Here is a 23,236-nt window from a genome sequence, read left to right as displayed (position 1 = left end):
CCTGCCCTTGCAGCGGGCCCATTGCCGGACGACCTGTGGCCGTCAGTGGATACGCCAGGAGCGGCGGATGAGGAGCTGAGCACCGGTGATCTGGCGGCCGGCCTTAAGGGCGTCCTTGATGGCGAACTTGTCCGGTTTGGTGGTGGTGGTGACGGACAGCCACTCGGAGTCGAGGGCGTCTTCGTCATCGATCACCACTGACTGGGATTTGCGGCTGCTGAGCTCGTGATTGGGGAAGGAGAAGCGGGTCGCTGCCGGCTGCAGCTGGGTAAGAACGAACACCAGCGATTCCTCCAGGGCATCGGCCCGGCCGGCATCGGAGCGGGCCAGATCGGTGAGGCGCTTGGCCTGCTGCTGGCGGTAGGAGGCCTGGGCGCGTAAGTGCTCGATCACCCAGCAGGTGGCATCGGCCTTGGCTGCGAGGGCAGCCTTATTGCCCTCTTCTGACAAGAGGGCCGCTTCCAGCTCAGCCAGAGCTGAGGCGCGCTGCTCGGGGTCATCGGTTTCCAGCTGCTCAGCAAGCTGGCCGATGGCGCTTGTGAGCGCCTGGGCCTCAATGCCCAGCTGCCAGAGGGAAGCAGATTTGCCACGCGCACCTTGCGGTGCGACGCGCTGGAGGGAGCAGGACGGACCTGCCGCTGATGGGGCTGACTCGATGGCAGCAGCGGACGCGGGGATAGGGGTGAGAACAGCCATGACGGGGAGGGGGAATGAATGGATCGGAGACAGAACGCTGCGCCAATGGCGCGGAAGGCTTCAGGAGTGGGCAGCGGCGGGAGCGGCCCAGAGCACAGCCGATGGGCTGACTTCCACAACCGCAATGGGCACCGGGGAGCGGGAAGCCATGCGGCGGGCCTGCTGCACTAGCGATGCGGTTCCTGCGCCACCCGGGAAGGCCACCACCAAAACAGAGGCGATCGAACTGGGGGAGGTGTGAGCCAACGCCCGGGCAATGGCCTCCTGGAGTAGCTCGCGATTGCGCATCGGCCCGGCGGCCCGGCCGTGGAGCAGCCACTGCGCCGGCATCACTAGAGACGGCCAGCCCAGCTGATGGGCCGCACGGCCGATGGCAGCATCGGCGCCACGGGCACCGCCATGGAGCAGCAGATGGACGAGCCGGCCGCCGCTACGGGCGAGCAGCTCTGCGGCGATCCGCTGATGGGACCAGGCCAGATCGCGGCCTCCACCGGCAGCGATCACAAGGGAGCGAGCAGGGCCCGAACTTGGCTCGGATGAATGACAGATAGCCATGGAATCAGTTGCCGAAAGTGACAACTGATCGGGGCATCACAACCGCTTAGGAATACGCGGCCTTGATGGCGAGATCAGGGGATGAGGTTGCCGCAGGCGATGGGCTTGGGGCCTTTGGCGCAGCCCTTATTGTACCAGTACAAATGCACTTTTGGGCGAGCGGAGCGACTGCAGGGCAATGGATCTGCGCAAAACTTAGGCAAATATGGCAGCTCCAGCTTGCTGACAATCAAGACCTCTAGATCCGGGCCGAATCGAGCAGCGCCCGCGCAGCCACGCAAGGAAAGCTGGAACCTCACCCCGGCTATTCACTAGCGACCGGCCGCCAGGCCACCGCAGCCGCGGGAGAGCCGCTATACCCACCACCCCCCAACACCGCCCCCGGAACGGAGGGCGGCGGCTGGCCAATGCACGCCACGGCCCAGCCGTGGCACGCTGAAGGACGGCCGTCACCGACCGAAGCATTGCGGTGTCAGCAGAGCCCTGCGACGTGGCCGCCAGCAATCCCGACACGTGGAGATCAGAACGATCAGAGCCGCTCCGCACCCTCGAGCGGCACGCCAAAGTGAGCGCCTTTCTCGAACATTGATCCCGCTGTCGCCTTATTCAAGGAATCGGAGTTTCTCTTGAATATGGCGACTTGGCGCTCCTTGCTTGCCTCGCCACAGACTCGAGACTGCGCGCTCGCAACCACTCGCCCCCTCTATCGAGCAGCTGCTTGCAAAGCAGATGCTCGATACCAAGACGCTTCCCTGGCAGGCTCCGACGAACCTGAAACCCCAAACCTTCTCACATTCCTTCTCACACCCAAGGCAGCCGCACACCAGATACCAGTCAAATCAAGAGCTTTTAGCGTTTAAGACCAGAGTCTTCTAAGCAGCCGGTCGTTGGTTCGAATCCAACAGGGGGCGCTTTCCAAATCAACTGCACGGACGCGGTTGGCCGATGCGATGGAGCAGAAATCTCAGAGCGGCTCAGTTCCCTCGCTGAGGATCGCCAGGTAGGAGTCGTAGGCGAACAGACGATTGCGCTGGCCGCCGGTGATTTCCCGGGCGATGCCGAGTTCCACCAGGATCTCGAGGGCCTTGCCGGCGGTGGGGAAACTCAGTCCGCTCAGCTCCTTGAGCTGCTTAGTGCTGGTGAGCGGCCGCCGGCGCAAAGCGGCATAGCCCAAGCGCACGCTGGGGCCTAATCGGCCCAGTGCTTCCAGCCGCGCTTCATCCGTATGAAACAGGGCCAGCAGCCGCTGAGCAGTAGCCACCGCGGCTGAGGCCGTGCTCTCCACGCCCTCCAGAAAGAACTCGATCCAGGCCTCCCAATCGCCCTGCTGGCGCACGCCATCGAGCAGCTCGTAGTAGCGGCGGCGGTGCTGCTTAAAGAACAAGCTCAGGTAGAGCAGCGGCTGCTGGAGCAGGCCAGCATCGATCAGCATCAGCACAATCAGCAGCCGGCCCAGGCGGCCGTTGCCATCGAGAAACGGGTGGATCGTCTCGAACTGCACGTGGGCCAGGGCGGCACGTACCAGCACTGGCAGAGAGTGCTCACCGTGGTGGCCGCTATGGATGAACTGCTCCAGCAACCCCATGCAGTCCTCTACTAGCCACGGCGGAGGCGGCACGAAGCGGGCATTGCCTGGGCGGGTGCCACCGATCCAGTTCTGGCTGCGGCGGAACACCCCCGGCAGGCGATCGGCGCCGCGTCCACGGCTCAGCAGCCGGCCGTGGATCTCGCGCAGCAGGCGACAGGAGAGCGGGAACCCCTCCGCCAGCCTGGTCAGGCCATGCTCCAGCCCGGCCACATAGCTGGAGACCTCCACCACATCGTCAAAGGGAACGCCGGGTGCTTCCTGCAGCTCGAACAGCAGCAGATCAGAAAGCGACGACTGGGTGCCCTCGATCTGGGAGGAGAGCAGGGCCTCGCGGCGCACGTAGGCGTAGAGGAACAGCTCGGGGTTGGGCAGCAGGGTGGAGACGCCATCAAGGCGGCCGCAGGCCAGCAGCGCCCGCTCATGCAGCGCCTGCAGTGGACCCGCAAGCAACACCGGGGGTTCTGGCGGCAGCGGATCGGGCACAAAAGCCCGCACCGTTTCCCCGGCGGTGGCGCTGTCCTCGTAGTGGCCGGTGGCCTCGCGCCGCATTACCCCCCAGCAACTTTGAATACGCAGCCAGCTTATTCAAAGAAACGGCTTTTCCTGTGAATTAGGGACCACCCTGCCAGAGCCTCAGCGCTCCACCAGAGACCAGAAGCTCCAGCGGCCGCCGAAGGCCTCCCGAATGCGACCCATGAAGCTCTCGTGGCGCTCCACGCCCTGCCAGTCGTCGATGCGGGCGGCCAGCAGCTCACAGGTCCGCAGGTGCTCGGCGGCGTGCCGGTAGCGCTTGGTGCGGCCCGTCGACAGGGCAAAAAGCAACATCGCCCGCAGCAGCACCGTGGCGGCCAGCGGCTGCTCAGCGCTGAGCCGCTCAGCAGCTGGGGCAAGGATTTCGTAGGACTCACCATCCCAGTCGGGCCCATGGGTGAGCACTAGGCGCCCAGCCCGCGCTACTGCGGGCCAGAGCACAAGGAAGTCGAGGGCCAGCAGCCGCATGGGATGGTCCTCTGCCAGCGCAAAAGCCCGCTCCTCCACCTCCACGTCCTCGAAGGCAGCAAGCCGTTTGAGGTGTTCACGCAAATGGCAAGCCGAGAGGGTTTTGGTAAAACAAGCCCAACGCAACTGCTGGGCCTCGTCGTTGCGGCCCAGGGCCTCAAGCACGGCGATGCGGGTGTCGTGCCACTCGGGGGAATGCCAGGTAGCAGCAGCACTGGCGGCGCCATCCAGCACGGCCAGGGCCTGCTGGCTGCGGCCCGCCTGCAGCAAATGGCCTGCCACATCCGCGGCGGTAGGGGGCCAGGCCAATTGCTTGGCATCAAACTGGGCCACATAGCCATCCACATCACCCAGGCATTCAGCGATCTGCAGCAGGGCTGGGTGACCAGCGCAGGCACCCCGGTCGCGGCAGCCTTGCTCGAGAAGTCGCAGGCCCGGATCGCCAAGGGCATCGGCCACCGCCGGGATCAAGTCGTCAAATTGGCCGTAGCCGTTTTCAAATACCAGCTCCAGCAGCTGCTCAGCCAGCGCTTCGGCGGGCATGGCGGCCGCGCTGGCCAGCGGCCCGAGGTCAAGCACGGCCCGCTGGAACAGGCCAATCACGATGCCCGTGCTGTCGGAGCAGCGATCGAGCACACCATCTGCCAGCTCGAGAAAACGCAGCAGCAACTCCAGAGCCAGCGGCGGATCCACTGCCGCCACCGGTCCAGCGATGGCCTGGCGCTGGGCCTCCAGATCAACCACCAAGGCTTTGCGCTTGCGCGAATCGACATAGGTGGTGGCCCGGGCCAGGGCTGCCAAGCGCTTGCGCACCTCCTGGGCCGCTCCCCCGGCACCCTCAGTCGCAGCTAGCGCCAGCCGCAAACGGCGCTGCATCACCGCACTACCAGCGCTCACCTCAATCAGCAATTCGGCGAGGACGGCCGCGCCTAGACCTTCGAGGTTTTTGGCATTGAGGGTGCGCTTGGCAGCCATTGCTCCTTAAAGGGCTGGTCGCTTGGGGCAGCACTTGGGTGCTCGACCCCGTCTAACACCACCAAGCCTGGAGCGGCGCCGGCGAGGCTCTCCAAACGCAAACGAAGTTGCGCCAGCAGCTGCAGCGTTTGGGGCGCACGCTCGTATTGCCTTGGCACCAGGAGGGCATCGCCAACCTCTAAAGGCAGCTCTAGGGGCAGCACCCTGCAGGAATCGTCACTAAGAAGCAAGGAGAGGGGAGTGGCGAAACCAACAATGAGATCTTCAGAATTAACCTGCCGAGATTGCGAAGAATTCCGAATCGGTTTAGGGGCGGTGCCGCCATTCCACAAGCCGCAGGCTTCCAGAACAGCCTGAAATTTAGGAAAGGCGCCATCAGGCATGGGCATACAGGGATAGGCAGCCACATCAGCAAACGTCACCTGTTCACCAAGCTCCAGCAACGGGTGAGATTGATCGACCACCAGCCATATCGGCATTCGGCTCAAGCCAATGCAGGCAATGGTGGGGTCAGTGGCAGCTGGCACATCGGGATAGGAAGCGATCCAGGCGTCGATCACCCCTTCCCTCAGCAGCTGCAGCGGCTTTTCGTATTCATAAAAGTGAAAACATCCAGCAATCCAACCTGCTGGAGCCGGCTCACAGAGCAAGGGGCCCGACCAATGCTGCGCCTCCAGACGCAAAGGACCTCCATTGGTCCACCGCACCGCCTGATGAACGCGGCGCTCAAGATTTAACAGTGTCGTATCACCATCGAGGTGCCACTCGGAGCCTCGCCTGGCCAGGGAAAGGCCGAAAACATCGGCGCACCTGCGACTCAAACGACTCACGCTGGACTGACCGATCCGAAGCCTGGCCTCAACCTGATGGCCAGTGCGCAACCAAATCAGACCATCTAGTGCAGCTAGCCAATCAAGCTCAACCACCACCCCCCAGCAAACCGGAATAATTTTAACGCAAAAAAGCAAAAACACCAGGTTGAGGGTAGCCGAACCATGCAGAGTGCTTCAGTTTTTGCATAATTAATCATTTGCGGCCTCCTTGCGCAGCCGGCGGCAACTCAGCGAGCCAGCGATTGCACCAGCCACAAAATTACAAAAACTAGTGATTGCCGATCAACTGGATATCGCCGTAGCGCTCAGCCAACCCAGCCAGGCGGGAAAGCAGCAAAGCTTGCAAGGACTGCAAACGAGGATGATCAATAAAATCCCGGCGACATACAAGCACCTCCCCAGAGGCAAATGGCAACTCCAGGGGCAGCTTGACTAAATCACCCCCAGAAATTTCCATACTGAGCGAAGTGGCATAGCCGATAGTGAGCTCCGCCTCCGTTTTGCCCTCCCAATTTTCGCGCTTATAGCGAAACATTCGCACATGATCGTTCCAGAAGCCGAGCTTCTTTAGGCAAGCCTCAACCCTGGGATAGGAGCCTGGCGGCAGACCAAGGGTTGGATATTGGGCAATATCATCAAAAGACAGCTGGGCTTGATTAATCAAAGGATGACCTGGCCTAGCAACAAAAAATACCGGCATCTTCGACAGGGTAATCGAGGTCAGCTCGGGGTCGCCTGCAGGGGGGCAATCAGGCAAGCCGGTGAGGCAGACATCAACAATCCTCTCCCTAACTAGCTGAAAATTACGCGGCACTCCAACAATATTGGCAAGGCCAAGAATCCAATTATCTGGCACAGGAGTACACAACAAGGGGCCTGACCAATAGGTCGCCTCCAGGCGCAGGGGCCTACGCCCCTGCCACCTCGCCACTTGATGAACGCAGCGCTCCAGCGCCAAGATCGTCGCATCGCCAACGGTGTTCCACTCGCCCTCAATGCGCTGGAGGTCAAGGCCAAAAAGATCCAGACATCTCCGCGATTGCCTGCTGACGGTGGCCTGACTTAGGCCGAAGCGCTTAGAGACCTCTTCAATCGTACGCAGCCACTGCAGGGCATCGAGCGCCGTAAGCGCATCAAGATCAATCAATTCCGCGAAAACTGACGATTGATTTTAGGCCAGGCCTGTGCCATGAAGCGCAAGGTCATTCCCTTCGCCATTACCCCCCGCTCTTACCTCCGTACTGCCGATGGGGTTTTCAGACGATTCCTTTCAGACCTACTTGGCCATGAAATTTGAGTTGCCAACTGAGCTATCACCAGGCATCTTTTTAGAGCGCTACCTCAAGGCCATCTTCGACGTCTGATGCCCAGTAGCAAAATGCCTACTAGCGAAATTCCCAGTGGCGAACAGGCGCTGGCACTTGAGCGGCTCAGCCGTCGCCAGGGCTCCGCGATTACGGCAGAGCAGCTGTTTGGCCGCTGGCGGCTCCAGCTGCTCTGGAGCAAGGGCAGGGCCCACCCCAACCCCGCCACCGCAGCCCTGCTGCGGGGCCTGCAGGCAAGTCTGAGCATCGCCACAGGAGACGTCACTCCAGACGCCCCTTCTCTGGAAAGGGGTGATCTCAAGGTGGTGAACAGCGTTCAGCTCGGGGCGTTGCAGCTGCGCTTCAGCGGCAGCGGCAATCTGCGGGGCCGCAGGCCGTTATTGGAGTTTTGGTTTGACCAGCTGGAATTGCGGCTCGGTCGCCAAAGCCTCTGGCGCCAAGCAATCAGCCGGCAGCCGGAGCCACGCCGGCGCCCATTTTTCGCCCTGATCGCTCGCTCCGGCGCCGCCGATAACGGCTGGCTGCTGGCCAGGGGGCGGGGCGGCGGATTAGCCCTGTGGGTTCTCGATCCCCAGCTAGAAAAAGCAAGCGACGCCTAGAGGCCGGCGCTCAACTCCCGCTGCAGCAAGGCGAATAGATAATCGGGCTCGCGATATTGAGTCGGCAGGCAATTGTGCAGGATCTCCAGCCTCTGCCAGCAAACCGTACGGCGCACCTTGGCGATCGTCTTGCCCTCGCGAATCAACAGGCGCATGGCCTTGCAATAAAGCGGATAGTTCGCTTCCAATTCACCAATGGTGAGACCTGGCGCGGGGAGGGAGGTGGTCATGGCACTCCGGCTGGGCGGCCGCAAAGAACCCGTTGGGGCCTGGCTTGAGTGTGCGCTTCTGGGCAGGTTTACCGAGCCCCCCATACGGGGACAATCTGTAAGGCGTCAGAGCTGCACCATGCCGCAACGCATGCCCTTGAGCACGGCCTGCAACCTGTTATTGACATCCAGGGTCTTAAGCAGTCGCTTGGTGTATGTCTTGGCGGTTTCCTCGCTCACCACCAGTCGCTCAGCAATCTCCCGATCGGTGAGGCCGCTGGCCAGCAGATCCAACACTTCGTATTCGCGCTTAGTGAGCCGCGGGCAACTGAGGTAGGGCAGGGTGCCGGAACGCAGCGAAGGGCTGCGGTAGGAGTGCCGCCCCATCACCGCCAGCACAGCTGCCTGCAGGGGCCGCTGATCGCCGATGAAATCGGCTTCCGCCACTACGGCCTCCAGCCAGGAAGCCTCAACGTATTGAGCCGGGATCACATCCCCTAAAGCCAGCACTACCACCCGCAAGCCCTGATGGGCACTGCGCGCCTTGCGGGCCAGCTCGAAGCCATTGCCATCCTCCAGGTAGTCGGTGCAGATCAACAGTTCGTAGGGCTCCCGCGCCAGATAGGCCAGGCAGGTGGCCTCATCGGTCACGGCACAACCGATGCGGGTGCGGTCTTGGAAGCTCTCGCACACTGATCGCAACAGAAATCGACCCTTCATGGCGATCGCCACCTTGCCGCTGACCGCCACCTTGCCGCTGATCGCAATCGACAACAGCACCTGGTCAAGGGTGGTGCCCTCCAGGCTGCTCAGAAAAGGGGTGAGATCCATCGACCCACAACTCTTGGCAGGGGCGTCAAATCACCCTAAGACAGCTGGCGGGCTCAGCAAATGCGGGGCAGCAGCTCGCCGCTGAGGGGCAGCAGCAGGCGCTCGGTGCCAAAAGAGGTGGTGAGCAGCACCCGCGCTCCCTTGCTGGCCGGCCGCACGCTGCCAATCCAGGCTCCGCCACTGGCCGCCAGCAGGGTCTGGGTCTGATCGCGGGCCTGGGGCGGCACCACCACCACAAAGCGACCCTCATTGGCCAGGTGCAAGGGGTCAAAGCCCAGCAGCTCACAGGTGCGCGCCACGGGCTCCAGCACCGGCAGGCGCGCCTCCTCGATCGCCAGCTCCACCACCGCCGCCTCCGCCAGCTCATGCAGGGCACTGGCCAGGCCGCCGCGGGTGAGGTCGCGCAGGCAGTGAATTCGAACCCCGGCCTCCAGCAGGGCCCGCACCTGGGGCCAGAGCGGCGCGCAGTCGCTGAGCACGGGCGGCACCAGGGCCAAGCCATGGCGGGCGGCCAGGATTGCCACGCCATGGCGGCCTAGGTCCCCGCTCAGCAGCAGCTGATCGCCCGGGCGAATCGCCGTGGGGTGGATCGGCGTCGGCGCCTGTACCGCCCCGATGCCACTGGTGGTGATGAATATGCCGTCGGCCTTGCCCCGTTCCACCACCTTGGTGTCGCCGGTAACGATCGTGAGCTCGCAGGCTCGGGCCGCCGCAGCCATCGAGGCCACCAGGCGCCGCAGCAGCGCCAGCGGCAAGCCCTCCTCCAGCAGCAGCGCCACGCTCAGATGCAGGGGCCGAGCGCCGGCCATCGCTAAATCATTGGCGGTGCCGATCACCGCCAGGCTGCCGATATCACCACCGGGAAATTCCAGCGGCTGCACCACGTAGCCGTCGGTGCTGAAAGCGAGCGGGCCGGGCGGCAATTCGAGCCGGGCCGCATCGTGCAGCACCTGGGTCGGATCGGCGTAGAGGGCCCGCAGCTCCTGGTTTATCAGCTGCTGCATCAGGGTGCCGCCACCGCCATGGGCCAGCTGGATGCAGTCGCTCATGGCGCCGGGCGCCGGTAGCGGTGATAGGCGGCGCAGGCCCCTTCGCTCGACACCATCGGTGCCCCCAGCGGCCGCTCCGGGGTGCAGGCCGAGCCGAAGGCCGGGCAGTCGGGAGGAAGGGCGCGGCCCTGCAGGATCAGGCCGCTGATGCAGGGGCTGGCTAGGGGCTCCGGCGGCGGGGCAGCAGCCGCTGGGGGCAGGTCAAACCGCAGCAGCGCATCGAAATCGCGGTAGGCCGCAACCAGCTCATAGCCACCACCGGCGATGGGGCCCAAACCCCGCCAGGGCTGGTCCACCACCGCAAACACCTCCTTCAGCAAGGCCTGGGCCGCGCCGTTGCCCTGCTGGCGCACCACCCGGCCATAGGCATTGGCAAGCGCCGGGGTGCCCGCCTCGAGCAACTGCACCAGCCGCAGCAGAGCGGCCATCACATCGACAGGCTCAAAGCCCGTGACCACCACCGGCACCCGGTGGCGCCGCACCAACTGCCCGAGCTCGGCGGTGCCCATCACCGCCCCCACATGGCCCGCCGCCAAAAATCCCTGCACCTGGTTGCCGGGCTCCTGCAGCAACGCCGCCATCGCCGGTGCCACCCGCACGTGGGCCAGCAGCACCGTGAGGTTGGTGAGCCCCAGGGCCCGGGCCTGGCGGAGCAGCAGGGCGGTGGCCGGTGCCGTGGTTTCAAAGCCCACCGCCAAAAACACCACCTGGCGCTCAGGGCACGCCTGGGCCAGGGCAATGGCCTGTAGGGGCGAGGTGAGCAGCCGCACGTCGCCGCCTGCAGCCCGCGCACCGAGCAGATCGTGGCCGGCGGCACCGCCCGGCACCCGCAGCATGTCGCCGTAGGAGCAAAGGATCACCTCGGGGCGCACCGCCAGCTCCAGGGCCGCGTCGATGCGTTCGGCCGAAGTCACGCACACCGGGCAGCCCGGGCCATGGATCAACCGCAGCCCCGGTGGCAGCAATTGATCAAGACCCCAACGCAGGATGGCGTGGGTCTGACCGCCGCACACCTCCATCAGGGTCCAGGGGCGGCTGGCAGTGGCAGCAAGCTGGGCCGCCAGCTCAGCTACCCGGCCATTGATTTGGCTTTGCAGGGCGGCACTCACCAGGGGCCCTGCGCCTGGCGGGCATCGGCGGGGCGGTAGCCCTGGATGGCGCGCATGTATTGGGCCCGCTCGTATTCGGCCGGATTGGGGCAGCGCTGCTGGCTCATGCAGCCCACCAGCTCCGCCACCGATGCCACCTCGTGCTCCATCAGCCAGGTGGCCAGCTCCTCCTCCAGGCCCGCCAAGCGCTCGGGGCCGTGGCGCAGCAGCGCCCCCACCACCTGGGTCACCGAAGCCCCCGCCATCAACAGCCGCACCACATCGGTGCCCCGGTGCACGCCGCCACTGGCGGCCAGATCCACCGGCTGGCGGCCGTGCAGCAGGGCGATCCAGCGCAGCGGCAGCCGCAGGTCGTGGGGGGTGGAAAGCAGCAGGTTGGGCCGCACCTCCATGGTTTCGATGTCGATATCGGGTTGGTAGAAGCGGTTGAACAGCACCAGCCCATCGGCGCCAGCCACCGCCAAGCGCCGAGCCATGGCGCTGAGGTTGGTGAAGAAGGGGCTGAGCTTCACGGCCAGCGGCAGGCGCACCTCGGCGCGCACCTGGCGCACGATCTCCTCCACCTCGGCTTCGATAGCGGCGCTGGAGAGCTCGGGGTCGGTGGGGATGGCGTAGATGTTGAGCTCCAGGGCCGAGGCGCCGGCCGCCTCAATCCGCCGCGCCGACTCCACCCAGCGGCCAGGGCTGGTGCCATTGAGGCTGGCGATCACCGGCACCGCAAGGCAGCGCCGGGCCTGCTCCAGATGGCGCAGATAGAGGTCTTCCCCACCATGAAAGATCGATGGCTCCGGCACGTAGGTGAGCGCCTCGCCATAGCTATCGGCGCCGGCCATGGCATGGCGGTGCAGGTCGAGCTGCTCCTGCTCGATCTGCTCCTCAAACAGCGAATGCAACACGATCGCTGCCGCCCCGGCCCGCTCCAGGGCCTGCAATTGGGCCAGCTCCTCGCTGAGGGGCGCAGCAGCGCCCACCACCAGGGGGCTGCGCAGGGCCAAGCCGAGATAGGTAGTGGAGAGGTCGGGGATCATGGCTTGGGGGCTGGCTGGGCCAGGGCCCGGTAGGTGGCCCAGCGGCATTCGAGCTCCCGCTGGGCCTGACGCACCAGGGCCTGGGCCCGCTCCGGCTGGCTGTAGCGCAGCATGCGGAAGCGGTTTTCCTGCTCCATCGCCTCCTTGAGCGAGCACGTTGGCGCCGGGCTGTCGAGTTGCAGGGGAATCTCGCCGCGCTCGGTCCGGCGGGGGTCGTAGCGGTAGAGCAGCCAGCGACCCGAATCCACCGCCAGCTTCTGGTGCGCCATGCCCTGGGCCATGTCGATGCCGTGGGCGATGCAGTGGGAGTAGGCAATGATCAGCGAGGGCCCCGGGTAGCTCTCAGCCTCCAGAAAAACGCGGATGGTGTGCTCGTCGCGGGCCCCCATCGCCACGCTGGCCACATAGACGGTGCCGTAGGTCATCGCCATCAGCCCCAGGTCTTTTTTGGGAGCCGCCTTACCGGCGGCGGCAAACTTGGCCACCGCCCCCCGGGGGGTGCTTTTGGAGGCCTGGCCGCCGGTGTTGGAATACACCTCGGTGTCGAGCACCAGGGCATTGACATCGCGGCCACTGGCGAGCACGTGGTCGAGCCCGCCGAAGCCGATGTCGTAGGCCCAGCCGTCGCCGCCCACCAGCCAGACGTTGGTTTTCACCAGGGCATCGGCCAGCTCCAGCAGCTGGCGGGCCTCGGGCTGCTCCATGCCCGCCAAGCGCGCCTTGAGCTCGGCCACCCGCTGGCGCTGCTCAACGATGCCGGCCTCATCGCCCTGGTCGGCGTTGCGGATCGCCGCGGCCAGGGGAGGCGGCAGCTCGTCAGGCTCAAGCTGGCCTGCCAACCGCTCCAGCAGATCGAGGGCCATCTGGCGCTGCTGGTCGCGCGCCACCCGCATCCCATAGCCGAATTCGGCGTTGTCTTCAAACAGGGAATTGCTCCAGGCCGGCCCGCGCCCCTCGGCGTTGGCGCTCCAGGGGGTGGTGGGCAGATTGCCGCCGTTAATCGAGCTGCAACCGGTGGCGTTAGCGATCAGCATCCGGTCGCCGAACAGCTGGGAGGCGAGCTTGAGGTAAGGCGTTTCGCCGCAGCCACCGCAGGCGCCGGAAAACTCAAACAGGGGCTGCTGCAGCTGCTGCTGGCCGATCTTGTGCAGGTTGAGCTCGGCGCGGGGCACCTCGGGCAGCTGCAGGAAAAAGTCCCAGTTGCCCCGGGCCTGCTCGCGCAGGGGCCGCTGCGGCGCCATGTTGATCGCCTTGCGCTTGGGCTCGCTGCGGTCGCGGGCGGGGCACACCTCCACGCACAGGGCGCAGCCCGTGCAGTCTTCGGCGGCCACCTGGATAGTGAAGGTTTGGCCGGCGAAGGCGGGGTCGCGGGCGGGGGCGATGCGGAAGCCCTCGGGGGCTGCGACGAAGACCTCCGGGGCGCCCACCTTGGCGCGGATAACCGCATGGGGGCACACCAGCACGCACTTGCCGCACTGCACGCACAGGTCCGATTCCCACACCGGCACCGCATCGGCGATGTTGCGCTTCTCCCAGCGGGCCGTGCCCACCGGCCAGGTGCCATCACAGGGCAGGGCGCTCACCGGCAGGGCGTCGCCGCGGCGCTCCAGCATCGGCCCGATCACCGTGCGCACAAAATCGGGCGCCCCATTGAGCCGGTCCTCCCGCAATGGCTCCGGCCCGGAGTCGTCGAGGCTCGACCAATCGAGGCGCACCAGGTGCTCGAGGCTGGCGTCGAGGGCCGCCAGATTCATCGCCACCACCGCCTCACCCTTGCGGCGGTAGCTGGTTTCGATCGAGTGGCGAATCCGGGTGAAGGCCTCTTGGCGTGGCAACACGCCGCTAAGGGCAAAGAAGCAGGCCTGCATCACCGTGTTGATGTGGGGCCCCATGCCCGCCTGGCGCGCCACTTGGTAGGCATTGATCTGCTGCACCTGAATCCCCTTGGCGCGGATCTGGCTGCGCAGCGCCTCGGGCAGCCGCGCCCAGGTGTCTGCTGGCGCAAAGGGGCTATTGAGCAGGAACACACCACCGGGCTCGATGCCGGCCAGCAGATCGAAGCGCTCGACGAAATCCCACTGGTGGCAGGCCACAAACGTGGGCCGCTGGATCAGGTAGGTGGAGCGAATCGGCTGGGGCCCAAAGCGCAGGTGCGACACCGTGACCGAACCCGACTTTTTGGAGTCGTAAACGAAATAGCCCTGGGCATACAAATCGGTGCCCTCGCCAATAATTTTGATCGCCGCCTTGTTGGCCCCCACCGTGCCATCGGAACCCAAGCCGTAAAACACGGCCCGCACCTCTGCGGCGTCGGTGTGGAAGCCTTGTTCGACGTCAGCGTCGAGGGGCAGGGAGCGGTGGGTAAGGTCGTCGTCGATGCCCACCGTGAAGTGGTTGAGCGGGCGGGGCTGGCCAGGCACCAGCAGGGGCCGCAAATGATCAAATACCGCCTTCACCATCGCCGGGGTGAACTCCTTCGACGACAGCCCGTAGCGGCCGCCCAGCACCGCCGGGAGCGGCACCGCCCCATGCACCGCCGCCCACTCCTCGGCCAGAGCCGCCACCACATCGAGGTAGAGGGGCTCGCCGGGGGCGCCTGGCTCCTTGCAGCGATCGAGCACGGCGATCGCCCGGGTGCTGGGCGGCAGGGCCTCCACCAGCAAGCGGGCCGCAAAGGGCCGAAACAGGCGCACCTTCAGCACCCCCACCCGCTCGCCGGCGGCCTGCAGCGCCTCAGCCGCCTCCACAGCGGTCTCGCAGCCGGAACCCATCAGCACCAGCACCCGCTCGGCAGTGGCGGGGCCGACGTAGTCGTAGGGGCGGTAGGGGCGACCGGTGAGCTCGCCTAAGCGCGCCATCGCCTCGATCAGATGAGCCGGGGCCGCGTCGTAGAAGCGATTTACCGATTCGCGCGCCTGGAAGTAGACGTCTGGGTTTTGGCTGGTGCCTCGGATCACCGGCCGATTGGGGCTGAGGGCGCGGGCGCGGTGGGCACTGATCTCCGCCGCGGGCATCAGCTCAAGTAGCTGGCTGTCGCTGAGCGGCTCAATCTTCTGGATCTCGTGGGAGGTGCGAAAGCCATCGAACACATGCAGAAACGGCAGCCGGCTGCGCAGGCTGAGCCGGGCAGCAATGGCGGCAAAGTCGCCCGCCTCCTGCACCGACGCCGAGCAGAGAATCCCGCAACCGCTGCCGCGGGTGGCCATCACGTCGCTGTGATCGCCAAAGATCGACAGGCCCTGGGCCGCCAGGGAGCGGGCCGCCACGTGCAGCACCGCCGGGGTGAGCTCCCCGGCCAACTTGTAGAGGTTGGGGATCATCAACAGCAGCCCCTGGCTGGCCGTGAAGGGGTGGTGAGCGCTCCGGCCTGCAGGGCGCCATGCACCGTGCCGGCAGCACCCGCTTCGCTCTGCAGCTCCACCACCGCCGGCACGCTGCCCCAGAGGTTGGGCCTGCTCTCAGCAGCCCAGGCATCGGCCCACTCGCCCATGGGCGAGGCCGGCGTGATCGGGTAGATGGCGATCACCTCATTGAGGCGGTAGGCCACCCGGGCCACGGCCTCGTTGCCATCAATGGTGTTCTTGGTGGTAGTGAGCTGGGGGCTGCTCATGGCTCCTCGGCGGGATCGTCAGCGAGCACGACGCTCAGGGCCATGCCCACGTGCACCAGCACCCGGTCACCCACCTCCGCCTCCGGCAGGCAGGCCAGGCTCACCCACTGGCGCACACCACCGAAATCCACCTCGGCCTGGCGCCACAGCTCCGCATCAGGGCCGGCATTCGCAGGCGAACCGGTGATCGTCAAGATCAGACCGGGGGTGGCAAGGCACATGGGTAGGCCTCCACGCTCTACTTCTTTATAGAGAGATCAGCCAGAGCTGCCCAAAGCTGGCCTAGGGCCAGGCCGCCGTCGTTGCTGGGTAGCTGCTCAGCCCAGCGGGGCACCAGGCCCGCCGCCCGCAGGGCAGCGGCGCTGCGCTCCAGCAGCAGGCGGTTCTGGAAGCAGCCCCCGGCCAGCAGCACGGTGGTGGCACCAAGGCGCCCAGCTGCCTGAGCCGCGGCACTGGCCAAGCCGGCCGCCAGGGAAGCGTGGAAGCAGGCCGCGCTCTCCTGCGGCGCCACGCCCGCGTTCAACAAGCTCTGCAGCAGGGGCTGCCAATCGAGCCAGCCAAGCTCCAGCCCTGCAGCTGGCAGCAGCGGCATGGGCGCCACCTGCGGCAGGGAGGCCTGCAGGGCTAGGCCCTCCAGCAGCAGCCCCGCCTCCCCCTCAAAGCTGCTGCGCTGGCATAGATCCAGCAGGGAGGCCGCCGCATCAAACAGGCGGCCGGTGCTGGAGCAAAGCGGGCTATTACAGCCGCTGGCGATGGCCTGCTGCAGCAGTTGCCAGTCGCCGGGGCTGAAAGCGGCCCGGCAGGCGGCGGCCCCTGGATGACCCAGGGCCTCCGGGCCGGCCGCGGCCAGCAGCCCCAGGGCGGCCCGGCGTGGTTCAACCATGGCCCGCTCGCCGCCGGGCAGGGGGAAGGGGCGCAGGCAGGCCCAACGCTCGGCGCCAGACGCCGTGAGCCAGAGCAGCTCGCCGCCCCAGAGCCGATGGCCGCTCGTCCCGGCCGGCTCGCCATAGCCGAGGCCGTCGCAGGCCCACACCAGCAGGGGCAGCGGCAGGCCGTGCTCCGCCGCCACCGCCAGGCCATGGGCGCGGTGGTGCTGCACCAGCTGCAGCGGAATCCCCAGCCTCCGGGCCGCCACCACCTCCAGCTGGTGGCTGGCGTAGCCGGGATGGCCATCGCAGGCCAGGGCAACGAGCCGGGGGCCGTGGCGCTCCAGCAGCTGCTCGAGCCCCTCGCTCAACAGCTGCTGCGGCAGGGGGCCAGCCAGATCACCCAGCAGCGGTGCCAGCCACACCCGACCGCCGAGCGCCAGGGCCGGCGCACTTTTGAGATCGCCGCCGAGGGCCAGGGCGGTGCCAGGCGGGGCCTGCAGGGCTAGGGCCTGGGGGGCGTAGCCGCGGGCCCGGCGCAGCAGCACCGGCCGCCTTTCGATCACCTGCAGCACCGAGTCGTCGAGGCGGCGGGCGATCGGGCGGTTGTGCAACAGGAAGCCATCGGCGATGCCGGCGAGGCGATCGAGGGCCTCGGCCGGATCGAGGCAGAGGGGCTCGCCGCTGCGGTTGCCGCTGGTGGCCACCAGGGGGCGGCCAAAACCCTCCGCCAGCAGTTGGTGCAACGGCGAAGCCGGCAGCATCACCCCCAAAGCAGCGGCGCCGGGGGCCACCCCGGCGAAGGGCTCGCGCTGGCCTGGCCGCAACCGCAGCAGCACGATCGGCGCGGCCGGGTGCTGCAACTGGAGCCTTTCAGGCCCCGATAGCTCCACCAGGGGAGCGATGGCCTCCAGATCGGCCACCAACAGGGCCAGGGGTTTGGCGGGGCGGTGCTTGCGCTGGCGCAACCGGGCCACCGCCGCCGGATCGCCGGCAGCCACCAACAACTGGAAGCCGCCCACCCCCTGCAGGGCCAAAATCCCGCCCGCCGCCAGCAGGGCCAGGGCTGCCGCCAGCGGATCCGCACCCCAGTCCCCGGCCCCCTGCCACTGCAACTGGGGCCCACAGGTGGGGCAGCCGATCGTTTCGGCGTGGAAGCGGCGATCTGTGGGGTCGTCAAACTCGCGCTGGCAGGCAGGGCAGAGCGGAAAGTCGGCCAGGGTGGTGTGGGCGCGGGCGTAGGGCTCGTCAGTGGCGATCGAATAGCGCGGCCCGCACTGGCTGCAGCTGATGAAGGGGTAGCGGTGGCGGCGGTTGGCGGGGTCGTGGAGCTCCGCCAGACAGGTGGGGCAGGGGGCCAAATCGGCGGCGAGGGCCGGGGCAAGCAGGCCAGCACCCAGGGGTTGGGCCGATGCGGCGGAGATGCGCAGGCCAGGCGGCGCCGGAACGAGGGGCGGGAGCCACTCGGGCGCCAGTGGCTCAAGAGCGCCGGGGGGCTGCAACTCCTGGGGCAAGCGCCGCACCAGCAGCTCCAGCGAGCGGCGCTCCCCCTGCAAATCGAGCCTTACGGCGCCAGCGACGTTTTCCACCACGCCCACCAGTTGCAAGTCAGCGGCGAGGCGATGCACCAACGGCCGGAAGCCCACGCCCTGCACAACCCCGCGGCACCAGAGGCGCAGCCGGGCCGCGCTCATCGCACCAGGGCGTTGATCAGGGCGTCGAGGCCGGCGCCGCTGCGGGCCGAGGTTTCCAGCACGCGGGCGTGGGGGGCCACCCGGGCGATGGCGGCGTGGGCGGCGGCGCGATCGAAGCCCACCGCTTCGGCCAGGTCGAGCTTGGTGATCAGCACCAGATCGGCGCCGTGGAAGATGGGCGCGTATTTGAGCGGCTTGTCTTCTCCCTCGGTGGTGGAGAGCAGCACCACCCGCAGGCTCTCGCCGAGGTCGTAGGCGCCGGGGCACACCAGGTTGCCCACGTTCTCGATCACCAGCAGCTCGAGCTGCTCAAGGCTGATGCCTTGGTGGTGGAGGCGATGCAGACCCTCGGCCACCATGGGCGCCTCCAGGTGGCAAGCCTGGCCGGTGGTGATCTGCACCGCCGCCAGCCCGGCAGCCTGGAGGCGGCGGGCGTCGTTGTCGGTGGCCAGATCGCCCACGATCACTGCCAAGACGGTGGGATCGAGGCGCTGGGCCAGGGCTTCGAGCAGGGCGGTTTTGCCCGAGCCCGGGGAGGAGAGCAGGTTCACCACCGTGACGCCTGCGGCTTCGAAGCGCTGGCGCAGGCCGGCGGCCTGGGCGTCGTTGCGCTGCAGCAGGGCCGTGTGCAGGGGTAGCTGGCGGGTTGGTTCTGGGAGCGGCTCAGGCGCCGGCTGTCCGCAGGAGCAGTCGCGGCACATGTCGGCAATCGGCAGAGGCCAGTTCCAGGCTAGGCACCACGCGGATCCATTCCGGAATGAGGGTCATGGGGCTCCGTGCCTGCAAGGTTCAGAGCACCACGAGTGCAGACGGTGATCAGGTCATCTGAATGCGAATCAGGCTGTCCCACAGTCGCGTTGGCAGGATCCTGCTGGCGATCACTGAGGCCGACTGGTGACCGCAGAGGTAACGGGCTGATGGGGTGGGGTCGGTGAGGGCTCGCTCGATTATTAGTGCCACCTCTAGCGGCTGGGAGGCACCCCGGTAGACCGCATCCCAGCTCTTGCGAACGGCACGCATCATGTTGCCGTAGGTGCTGCAAGACAAAGCTCCCTCGATCGAGGGGCTGCCACATTGGCAAAGTCGGTAGCGATCACGCCCGGCTCAACCACCACCACGCTGACGCCAAAGGCCTTGAGCTCGAGACGCAAGGCATCACTCAGGGCCTCCAGCGCAAACTTGCTGGCCCCATACCACCCCGATCCGGGTGAAACCCAGCGACCGGCGATCGAGGAGATATTGACGATGCGGCCGCGACCTCGCTCGCGCATGGCGGGTAACAGCTGCTGGGTGAGCCCCATCAGCCCAAAGACGTTGACTTCGAAAATCGCCCGGGCTCGATCCAGGGGCAATGTCTCGAGCGGACCCACTTCACCGAAGCCGGCGTTATTGACCAGCGCATCGAGCGCACCCACCTTGGCTGTGAGCTGCTCAGCGAGCTCGCGGCGTGAGTGCTCATCGCTGAGATCCAACGCCATCACCTCGGCACCCAAAGCTGCCAGGGGCTCCATTGCTTCCAGCCGCCGAGCAGCGGCAAACACACGCCAGCCGCGCTCCAGCAATAGGCGGGCTGTCGCCGCACCAATTCCGCTGGAGGCTCCGGTAACAAGAACGGTTGGGGCTGGCATTACAAGCTCTGAATTGAAATCACAAAACAATGATCAAGATGGAAAGAACCTTCCCTAAACTAATCGCACTTCAAATTGGGATTCTTACTAGACGTTTTCGTCCCGCTTAAAGCATGTTGATGCCACGCTTAAAGCTGATGCCAGTTTACTCGACGACGCAGCAGCTCATTATTTGATGCCCACCTTGATGCAACCGCAGGTTCCCAAGGGCGCACCTGGGTCGGGCCATGCCAATGCTGCCTTCAGCTGAGCTCCAGCGAGGACAGCTCTAGCTCGCGGCCCTGCAGAAGCCGGCGGCTGAAGCTACCGCAGCGGAAACAAAGACAATCGCCCTGTTCGCAATCGAAGCCCTGCTGACAGGACTCACAAAAAAAGCTGGCGATCACAACCTCGATGCGCAGCTCGGCGCCAGAGGCGATCGTGCCGGCCATCACCACCGTATGAGCGAAGCGCAACGCCTCCGGTTCCACCCCGGCCAGGCTGCCGATGCGCAGGCTGATCGCCGTGATGAGGCTGGCACCCTCAGCGCGGGCGGCCGCCAACGCCTGATCGCGCACCGCCTCCATCAGACTGAGTTCATGCATGGCGCATCAGGGTCAGGGCCTACCAGGAACAGATAATTGCAGCCAAATAGATCATGATATTTTGACAAGCGAGGAGGGAACTGATCTTTGCAATAGCTACCAATTGGATTCAACCAGACGCCTGGAATTACTTAGGCAGCAAGCTCACAACTCCAGTGCCAATATCACAATAGGAGCTACGTATAGTCAGCGTCCCTTCTGCTTCTGCGAATTTCAGCACCTCGCTGCGTCTGGTGAGCTCGGTGGCTGAATGGCGAGCGTTGGCCTGAACAGCTTTGCTCAGATCGTCACCACTTTGAAGACTTGCCTTGATCGGTGCCACTAGCTGCTCGAGCAAGGGCGTCAGCGGCGCCGTGTCCATGGCCGCCTTGACCGCGCCACAGCCACTGTGGCCCATAACCAGTATCAACGGAGTACCGAGAACGGACACGGCATATTCCAAGGAAGCAATGGCCTCATCAAAAGCTGTGTTTCCTGCAGATCGCACTTCGAAGAGCTCACCGGAACCACAGGCAAACAACCAGCTGGGATCTACCCGGGAATCCGCACAGGACAATGTGGCCGCAAACGGCTTCTGCCCCTGGGCAAGCGCCGCAGGATCAATCTGACATCCGTTTTGCCAGATTCTGTTGAGCACCTGCATGCGCTCGACCGGTGTGGCGATGTCACTGGCCGCTGCCCAAGCCTTGGCGAAGCGCCCATTGCCGCTCATCAGGCGATCCAAAGCATCCTTTGGGGTGCACACCTGAAGGCTGGCCAGCAACTGGCCATCGATCGGATCGGAGGCCCAGGCACGCTGGGCCCCGATCATGGACCAGGCTGCCGTTGCCACACTGAACGCCGTGCCCGCCAGGAGATCACGCCGGTTCATCCCCATAAGACCAAGCCAGCTGCTGGCACGTTAATCAACACCCCTCAGACAACACTAAAAGCGCAAATAAAGCAGGAAAAAATTTAGAAAGCTGAGCCCACCAGGCCATCTTTCCGTATTGAAGAAAACAAATTAAGGAGCCAGTTCCACTCCAAAGAGCGCAGGTATGAGGCTCAGCTCATGCATGGCGCCTCAGCCAGCCCTGCATGAGCGCCTGGGAACGAGGCAGGGCCGCCTGGATCTCAACCGACAGAGTGTTGCCGTGCTCAAAAGCATGGGCCGGCACCTGGAGCAGGCAGGCTGCAGGGGCGCGGCCATAGAGCGCCTGGCTGATCGCCAGCAGCTGGGCGGGCTCGAGCCGGTGGCTGTCCGGCGCTCCGGCCCCGGCCGGGATCACCTCCACCAACTGGGGAGCCCCACCTGCCGGAGCCAGCCAGGCATCGATAAACAGCACCTCCTCCAGCTCGGCCAGCTCCGCAGCCAGCTCGGGGGTGAGTTGCTGCACGCTGCGGCCTCCCACCTGTTCGGCCAGCAACGCCCCCACCCCGTCGTCACCGCGCAGGCTGTTGCCGATGCCGATCACCAGGCGGCTGCCCTGGGGGTGCTTCTCCATGGCAAACCAAGAGAGGGGGGAGGCGAGCTCCTAATTGTTGGCGGCGATGACCTGATCCGCAGCGAGGCGTTGCCCTGGGGTTGCCCCCTTAATCCCGCACCCGCTCCGCCAACCGCCGCCCAGTGGCATCCACCAGCTCTATCCGCAGCGGCATCTGGCCGGCCGCGTGGGTGGAGCAGGAGAGACAGGGATCAAAACAGCGGATACCGGCCTCCACCCGGTTGAGTAGGGACTCAGGAATTTCGGCGCCCTCGGCCAGCGGCGCGGGGCCGAGGTAGTAGCGGGCGATCTGGGCCACGGTGCGGTTCATCGCCAGGTTGTTCTGGCCCGTGGCGATGATCAGGTTCACCCGGGTGATCAGGCCGTCGTCATCTACCCGGTAGTGGTGAAACAACGTGCCGCGGGGCGCCTCGCTCACCCCCACCGCTTCGCGGGCATTGAGGCTGGCATGGCTGCGCACGTGGGGGGATTGCAGCTCGGGATCCTGCGCCAGCTGGCCGATCGCCTCCAGACAGGCCACGATCTCCACCAGCCGGGCATGGTGATAGGCAAACGACGAAATGGCAATCCGACCGCCGCTGGCCGTTGTGCCGTTGCAGGCGCGGAAGGCCGCCAGCTCGGCATCGGCCCAGGGGGTGCCGATCCGCTCGCACACGTTCAGGCGCGCCAGAGGGCCCACTCGATACATCCCCTCCGGATAGCCCAGGGGCTTGTAGTAGGGAAATTTCAGGTAGCTCCAGCTCTCCACCGCCTCGCCCAAGAAGCTGGCGTAGTGGTCCTCTGAGAGGCCATCGGCCACCACGGCACCGCTGCTATCCACCAGCCGCAACTGGCCATCGATGCAAGACCACTGGCCTTGGTCGTCCACCAGGCCCATGAACAGGGAGTCGAAGGTGCCAAACACTTGCTGCTCTTCAGCCAGCTGTTGATCCAGCAGCCGCTGAAACACCTTCAGGGCCAGCCGCACCGTGGCTTCGGCTTCGGGCAAGCGCTGCCGGATCCAGGCCACCGTCTCAGGCGTCATCGGCGTACGAACGCCACCGGGCACCGCCCAGGCCGCATGGATCTTGCGGCCCGCCAGCTGCTCGATGAGCTGCTGGCCAAATTGGCGCAGGCGGATGCCGGCGCGGGCCAGCTCCGGATCGGCCGCCATCAGGCCAAACACGTTGCGCTTGGCCGGATCGCTATCCCAACCCAGCAGGAAATCGGGGCTGCTGAGGTGAAAAAACGACAGGGCGTGGCTTTGGCAGATCTGGGCCAGGTTCAGCAGCCGCCGCAGCTTGCGGGCCGCCGGCGGCGGTTGCACCGCCAGCAACTTGTCGCCGGTTTTCGCCGCGGCCAGCAGGTGGCTCACGGGGCAGATGCCGCAGATGCGCGCCGTGATGCCCGCCATTTCCGTGAAGGGCCGGCCCTCACAAAAGGTTTCGAAGCCGCGATACTCCACCACGTGGAAGCGGGCATCAGCGATCCGGCCCGACTCATCCAAGTGGAGCGTGATCTTGGCGTGGCCCTCGATGCGGGTCACCGGATCGATCGTGATCGTGCGGGGAGTGAATTCAGAGCTCAAAGCGATC

21 protein-coding genes and 1 pseudogene are annotated in these 23,236 nt (G+C 65.8%); 1 reads left to right on the top strand and 21 read right to left on the bottom strand.

From position 1 onward, the window contains the following. Positions 1-42: 42 nt before the first annotated feature. The 6 genes from C7K55_RS03545 to C7K55_RS03520 form a co-directional block, all read right to left on the bottom strand. Positions 43-696, bottom strand: coding sequence for a siphovirus Gp157 family protein (locus tag C7K55_RS03545; RefSeq protein ID WP_106502037.1), 654 nt, complete (start codon positions 694-696; stop codon positions 43-45). A gap of 60 nt (positions 697-756) precedes the next feature. Next, positions 757-1,251, bottom strand: a complete 495-nt coding sequence (locus C7K55_RS03540) for an SLOG family protein (protein WP_106502036.1) — start codon at positions 1,249-1,251, stop codon at positions 757-759. 964 nt (positions 1,252-2,215) lie between these two features. Beyond that, positions 2,216-3,388 carry a Fic family protein gene (locus tag C7K55_RS03535; protein ID WP_106502035.1) on the bottom strand — a complete coding sequence of 391 codons (1,173 nt, stop codon included), beginning with the start codon at positions 3,386-3,388 and terminating at the stop codon, positions 2,216-2,218. A gap of 84 nt (positions 3,389-3,472) precedes the next feature. Beyond that, the gene (locus C7K55_RS03530; RefSeq protein ID WP_106502034.1) at positions 3,473-4,813 is read right to left on the bottom strand and encodes a DUF6880 family protein; all 1,341 of its coding nucleotides are present in this window, start codon (positions 4,811-4,813) and stop codon (positions 3,473-3,475) included. After that, positions 4,768-5,643 carry a type 2 periplasmic-binding domain-containing protein gene (locus tag C7K55_RS03525; protein WP_206603461.1) on the bottom strand — a complete coding sequence of 292 codons (876 nt, stop codon included), beginning with the start codon at positions 5,641-5,643 and terminating at the stop codon, positions 4,768-4,770. The genes C7K55_RS03530 and C7K55_RS03525 overlap by 46 nt, the downstream gene beginning before the upstream one ends. 271 nt (positions 5,644-5,914) lie before the next feature. Then, on the bottom strand, positions 5,915-6,502 hold the full coding sequence (locus C7K55_RS03520) for a LysR family transcriptional regulator substrate-binding protein (RefSeq protein WP_241518150.1): 588 nt from the start codon (positions 6,500-6,502) through the stop codon (positions 5,915-5,917). A gap of 507 nt (positions 6,503-7,009) precedes the next feature. Here C7K55_RS03520 and C7K55_RS03515 point away from each other — a divergent pair. Beyond that, on the top strand, positions 7,010-7,570 hold the full coding sequence (locus C7K55_RS03515) for a hypothetical protein (RefSeq protein WP_241518149.1): 561 nt from the start codon (positions 7,010-7,012) through the stop codon (positions 7,568-7,570). On the opposite strand, the gene C7K55_RS03510 is transcribed toward C7K55_RS03515, so the two are convergent. The 15 genes and pseudogenes from C7K55_RS03510 to C7K55_RS03445 all read right to left on the bottom strand — a co-directional run bounded on the left by C7K55_RS03510 (position 7,567) and on the right by C7K55_RS03445 (position 23,229). Next, positions 7,567-7,800, bottom strand: coding sequence for a DUF3136 domain-containing protein (locus tag C7K55_RS03510; protein WP_106502031.1), 234 nt, complete (start codon positions 7,798-7,800; stop codon positions 7,567-7,569). The two genes, C7K55_RS03515 and C7K55_RS03510, sit on opposite strands and share 4 nt — an antisense overlap. Before the next feature lie 105 nt (positions 7,801-7,905). Further along, entirely contained in the window at positions 7,906-8,610 is a 705-nt protein-coding gene (locus C7K55_RS03505) for a response regulator transcription factor (protein WP_106502030.1), read from the bottom strand. 53 nt (positions 8,611-8,663) lie between these two features. Beyond that, positions 8,664-9,659 (bottom strand): hydrogenase expression/formation protein HypE, encoded by a 996-nt coding sequence (gene hypE, locus C7K55_RS03500; RefSeq protein WP_106502029.1) that lies wholly within the window; start codon positions 9,657-9,659, stop codon positions 8,664-8,666. Beyond that, positions 9,656-10,678: a hydrogenase formation protein HypD gene (hypD, locus tag C7K55_RS03495; RefSeq protein WP_396094810.1), complete on the bottom strand. Its 1,023-nt coding sequence runs from the start codon at positions 10,676-10,678 to the stop codon at positions 9,656-9,658. The genes hypE and hypD overlap by 4 nt, the downstream gene beginning before the upstream one ends. 86 nt (positions 10,679-10,764) lie before the next feature. Continuing rightward, entirely contained in the window at positions 10,765-11,796 is a 1,032-nt protein-coding gene (locus C7K55_RS03490; protein ID WP_106502183.1) for a dihydroorotate dehydrogenase-like protein, read from the bottom strand. Next, positions 11,793-15,406, bottom strand: a pseudogene (gene nifJ / locus C7K55_RS03485) (pyruvate:ferredoxin (flavodoxin) oxidoreductase). Before nifJ ends, C7K55_RS03490 begins: the two are co-directional and overlap by 4 nt. Then, on the bottom strand, positions 15,403-15,627 hold the full coding sequence (locus C7K55_RS03480; protein ID WP_106502027.1) for a HypC/HybG/HupF family hydrogenase formation chaperone: 225 nt from the start codon (positions 15,625-15,627) through the stop codon (positions 15,403-15,405). Before C7K55_RS03480 ends, nifJ begins: the two are co-directional and overlap by 4 nt. A gap of 17 nt (positions 15,628-15,644) precedes the next feature. Continuing rightward, the gene (gene hypF / locus C7K55_RS03475) at positions 15,645-17,966 is read right to left on the bottom strand and encodes a carbamoyltransferase HypF (protein WP_106502026.1); all 2,322 of its coding nucleotides are present in this window, start codon (positions 17,964-17,966) and stop codon (positions 15,645-15,647) included. After that, entirely contained in the window at positions 17,963-18,667 is a 705-nt protein-coding gene (hypB, locus tag C7K55_RS03470; RefSeq protein ID WP_106502025.1) for a hydrogenase nickel incorporation protein HypB, read from the bottom strand. Before hypB ends, hypF begins: the two co-directional genes overlap by 4 nt. 115 nt (positions 18,668-18,782) lie before the next feature. After that, positions 18,783-18,986, bottom strand: a complete 204-nt coding sequence (locus tag C7K55_RS14000; RefSeq protein ID WP_241518148.1) for a hypothetical protein — start codon at positions 18,984-18,986, stop codon at positions 18,783-18,785. Continuing rightward, positions 18,986-19,594, bottom strand: a complete 609-nt coding sequence (locus C7K55_RS03465) for an SDR family NAD(P)-dependent oxidoreductase (protein ID WP_241518147.1) — start codon at positions 19,592-19,594, stop codon at positions 18,986-18,988. The genes C7K55_RS14000 and C7K55_RS03465 overlap by 1 nt, the downstream gene beginning before the upstream one ends. Positions 19,595-19,836: 242 nt before the next feature. Further along, positions 19,837-20,178, bottom strand: a complete 342-nt coding sequence (gene hypA / locus C7K55_RS03460; RefSeq protein WP_106502024.1) for a hydrogenase maturation nickel metallochaperone HypA — start codon at positions 20,176-20,178, stop codon at positions 19,837-19,839. Positions 20,179-20,305: 127 nt separating this feature from the next. Continuing rightward, positions 20,306-21,049 carry a carbonic anhydrase gene (locus C7K55_RS03455; RefSeq protein WP_241518146.1) on the bottom strand — a complete coding sequence of 248 codons (744 nt, stop codon included), beginning with the start codon at positions 21,047-21,049 and terminating at the stop codon, positions 20,306-20,308. 178 nt (positions 21,050-21,227) lie between these two features. Further along, positions 21,228-21,662 carry a hydrogenase maturation protease gene (locus C7K55_RS03450; protein ID WP_106502022.1) on the bottom strand — a complete coding sequence of 145 codons (435 nt, stop codon included), beginning with the start codon at positions 21,660-21,662 and terminating at the stop codon, positions 21,228-21,230. Positions 21,663-21,750: 88 nt separating this feature from the next. Next, positions 21,751-23,229 (bottom strand): Ni/Fe hydrogenase subunit alpha, encoded by a 1,479-nt coding sequence (locus tag C7K55_RS03445; protein ID WP_106502021.1) that lies wholly within the window; start codon positions 23,227-23,229, stop codon positions 21,751-21,753. Positions 23,230-23,236 lie beyond the last annotated feature (7 nt).

Source organism: Cyanobium usitatum str. Tous (assembly GCF_003011885.1).
GTDB classification, from domain to species: Bacteria; Cyanobacteriota; Cyanobacteriia; order PCC-6307; family Cyanobiaceae; genus Cyanobium_A; species Cyanobium_A usitatum.
This window is presented reverse-complemented; position numbering and strand designations above follow the sequence as displayed.

What these genes read in the sequence shown, in the direction of transcription:
- C7K55_RS03545 (WP_106502037.1), bottom strand. Translation starts at nt 696, where the DNA reads ATGGCTGTTCTCACCCCTATCCCCGCGTCCGCTGCTGCCATCGAGTCA.
- C7K55_RS03540 (WP_106502036.1), bottom strand. Translation starts at nt 1,251, where the DNA reads ATGGCTATCTGTCATTCATCCGAGCCAAGTTCGGGCCCTGCTCGCTCC.
- C7K55_RS03535 (WP_106502035.1), bottom strand. Translation starts at nt 3,388, where the DNA reads ATGCGGCGCGAGGCCACCGGCCACTACGAGGACAGCGCCACCGCCGGG.
- C7K55_RS03530 (WP_106502034.1), bottom strand. Translation starts at nt 4,813, where the DNA reads ATGGCTGCCAAGCGCACCCTCAATGCCAAAAACCTCGAAGGTCTAGGC.
- C7K55_RS03515 (WP_241518149.1), top strand. Translation starts at nt 7,010, where the DNA reads ATGCCCAGTAGCAAAATGCCTACTAGCGAAATTCCCAGTGGCGAACAG.
- C7K55_RS03510 (WP_106502031.1), bottom strand. Translation starts at nt 7,800, where the DNA reads ATGACCACCTCCCTCCCCGCGCCAGGTCTCACCATTGGTGAATTGGAA.
- C7K55_RS03505 (WP_106502030.1), bottom strand. Translation starts at nt 8,610, where the DNA reads ATGGATCTCACCCCTTTTCTGAGCAGCCTGGAGGGCACCACCCTTGAC.
- hypE (WP_106502029.1), bottom strand. Translation starts at nt 9,659, where the DNA reads ATGAGCGACTGCATCCAGCTGGCCCATGGCGGTGGCGGCACCCTGATG.
- hypD (WP_396094810.1), bottom strand. Translation starts at nt 10,678, where the DNA reads ATGGAGGTGTGCGGCGGTCAGACCCACGCCATCCTGCGTTGGGGTCTT.
- C7K55_RS03490 (WP_106502183.1), bottom strand. Translation starts at nt 11,796, where the DNA reads ATGATCCCCGACCTCTCCACTACCTATCTCGGCTTGGCCCTGCGCAGC.
- C7K55_RS03480 (WP_106502027.1), bottom strand. Translation starts at nt 15,627, where the DNA reads ATGTGCCTTGCCACCCCCGGTCTGATCTTGACGATCACCGGTTCGCCT.
- hypF (WP_106502026.1), bottom strand. Translation starts at nt 17,966, where the DNA reads ATGAGCGCGGCCCGGCTGCGCCTCTGGTGCCGCGGGGTTGTGCAGGGC.
- hypB (WP_106502025.1), bottom strand. Translation starts at nt 18,667, where the DNA reads ATGTGCCGCGACTGCTCCTGCGGACAGCCGGCGCCTGAGCCGCTCCCA.
- C7K55_RS14000 (WP_241518148.1), bottom strand. Translation starts at nt 18,986, where the DNA reads ATGCGTGCCGTTCGCAAGAGCTGGGATGCGGTCTACCGGGGTGCCTCC.
- C7K55_RS03465 (WP_241518147.1), bottom strand. Translation starts at nt 19,594, where the DNA reads ATGCCAGCCCCAACCGTTCTTGTTACCGGAGCCTCCAGCGGAATTGGT.
- hypA (WP_106502024.1), bottom strand. Translation starts at nt 20,178, where the DNA reads ATGCATGAACTCAGTCTGATGGAGGCGGTGCGCGATCAGGCGTTGGCG.
- C7K55_RS03455 (WP_241518146.1), bottom strand. Translation starts at nt 21,049, where the DNA reads ATGAACCGGCGTGATCTCCTGGCGGGCACGGCGTTCAGTGTGGCAACG.
- C7K55_RS03450 (WP_106502022.1), bottom strand. Translation starts at nt 21,662, where the DNA reads ATGGAGAAGCACCCCCAGGGCAGCCGCCTGGTGATCGGCATCGGCAAC.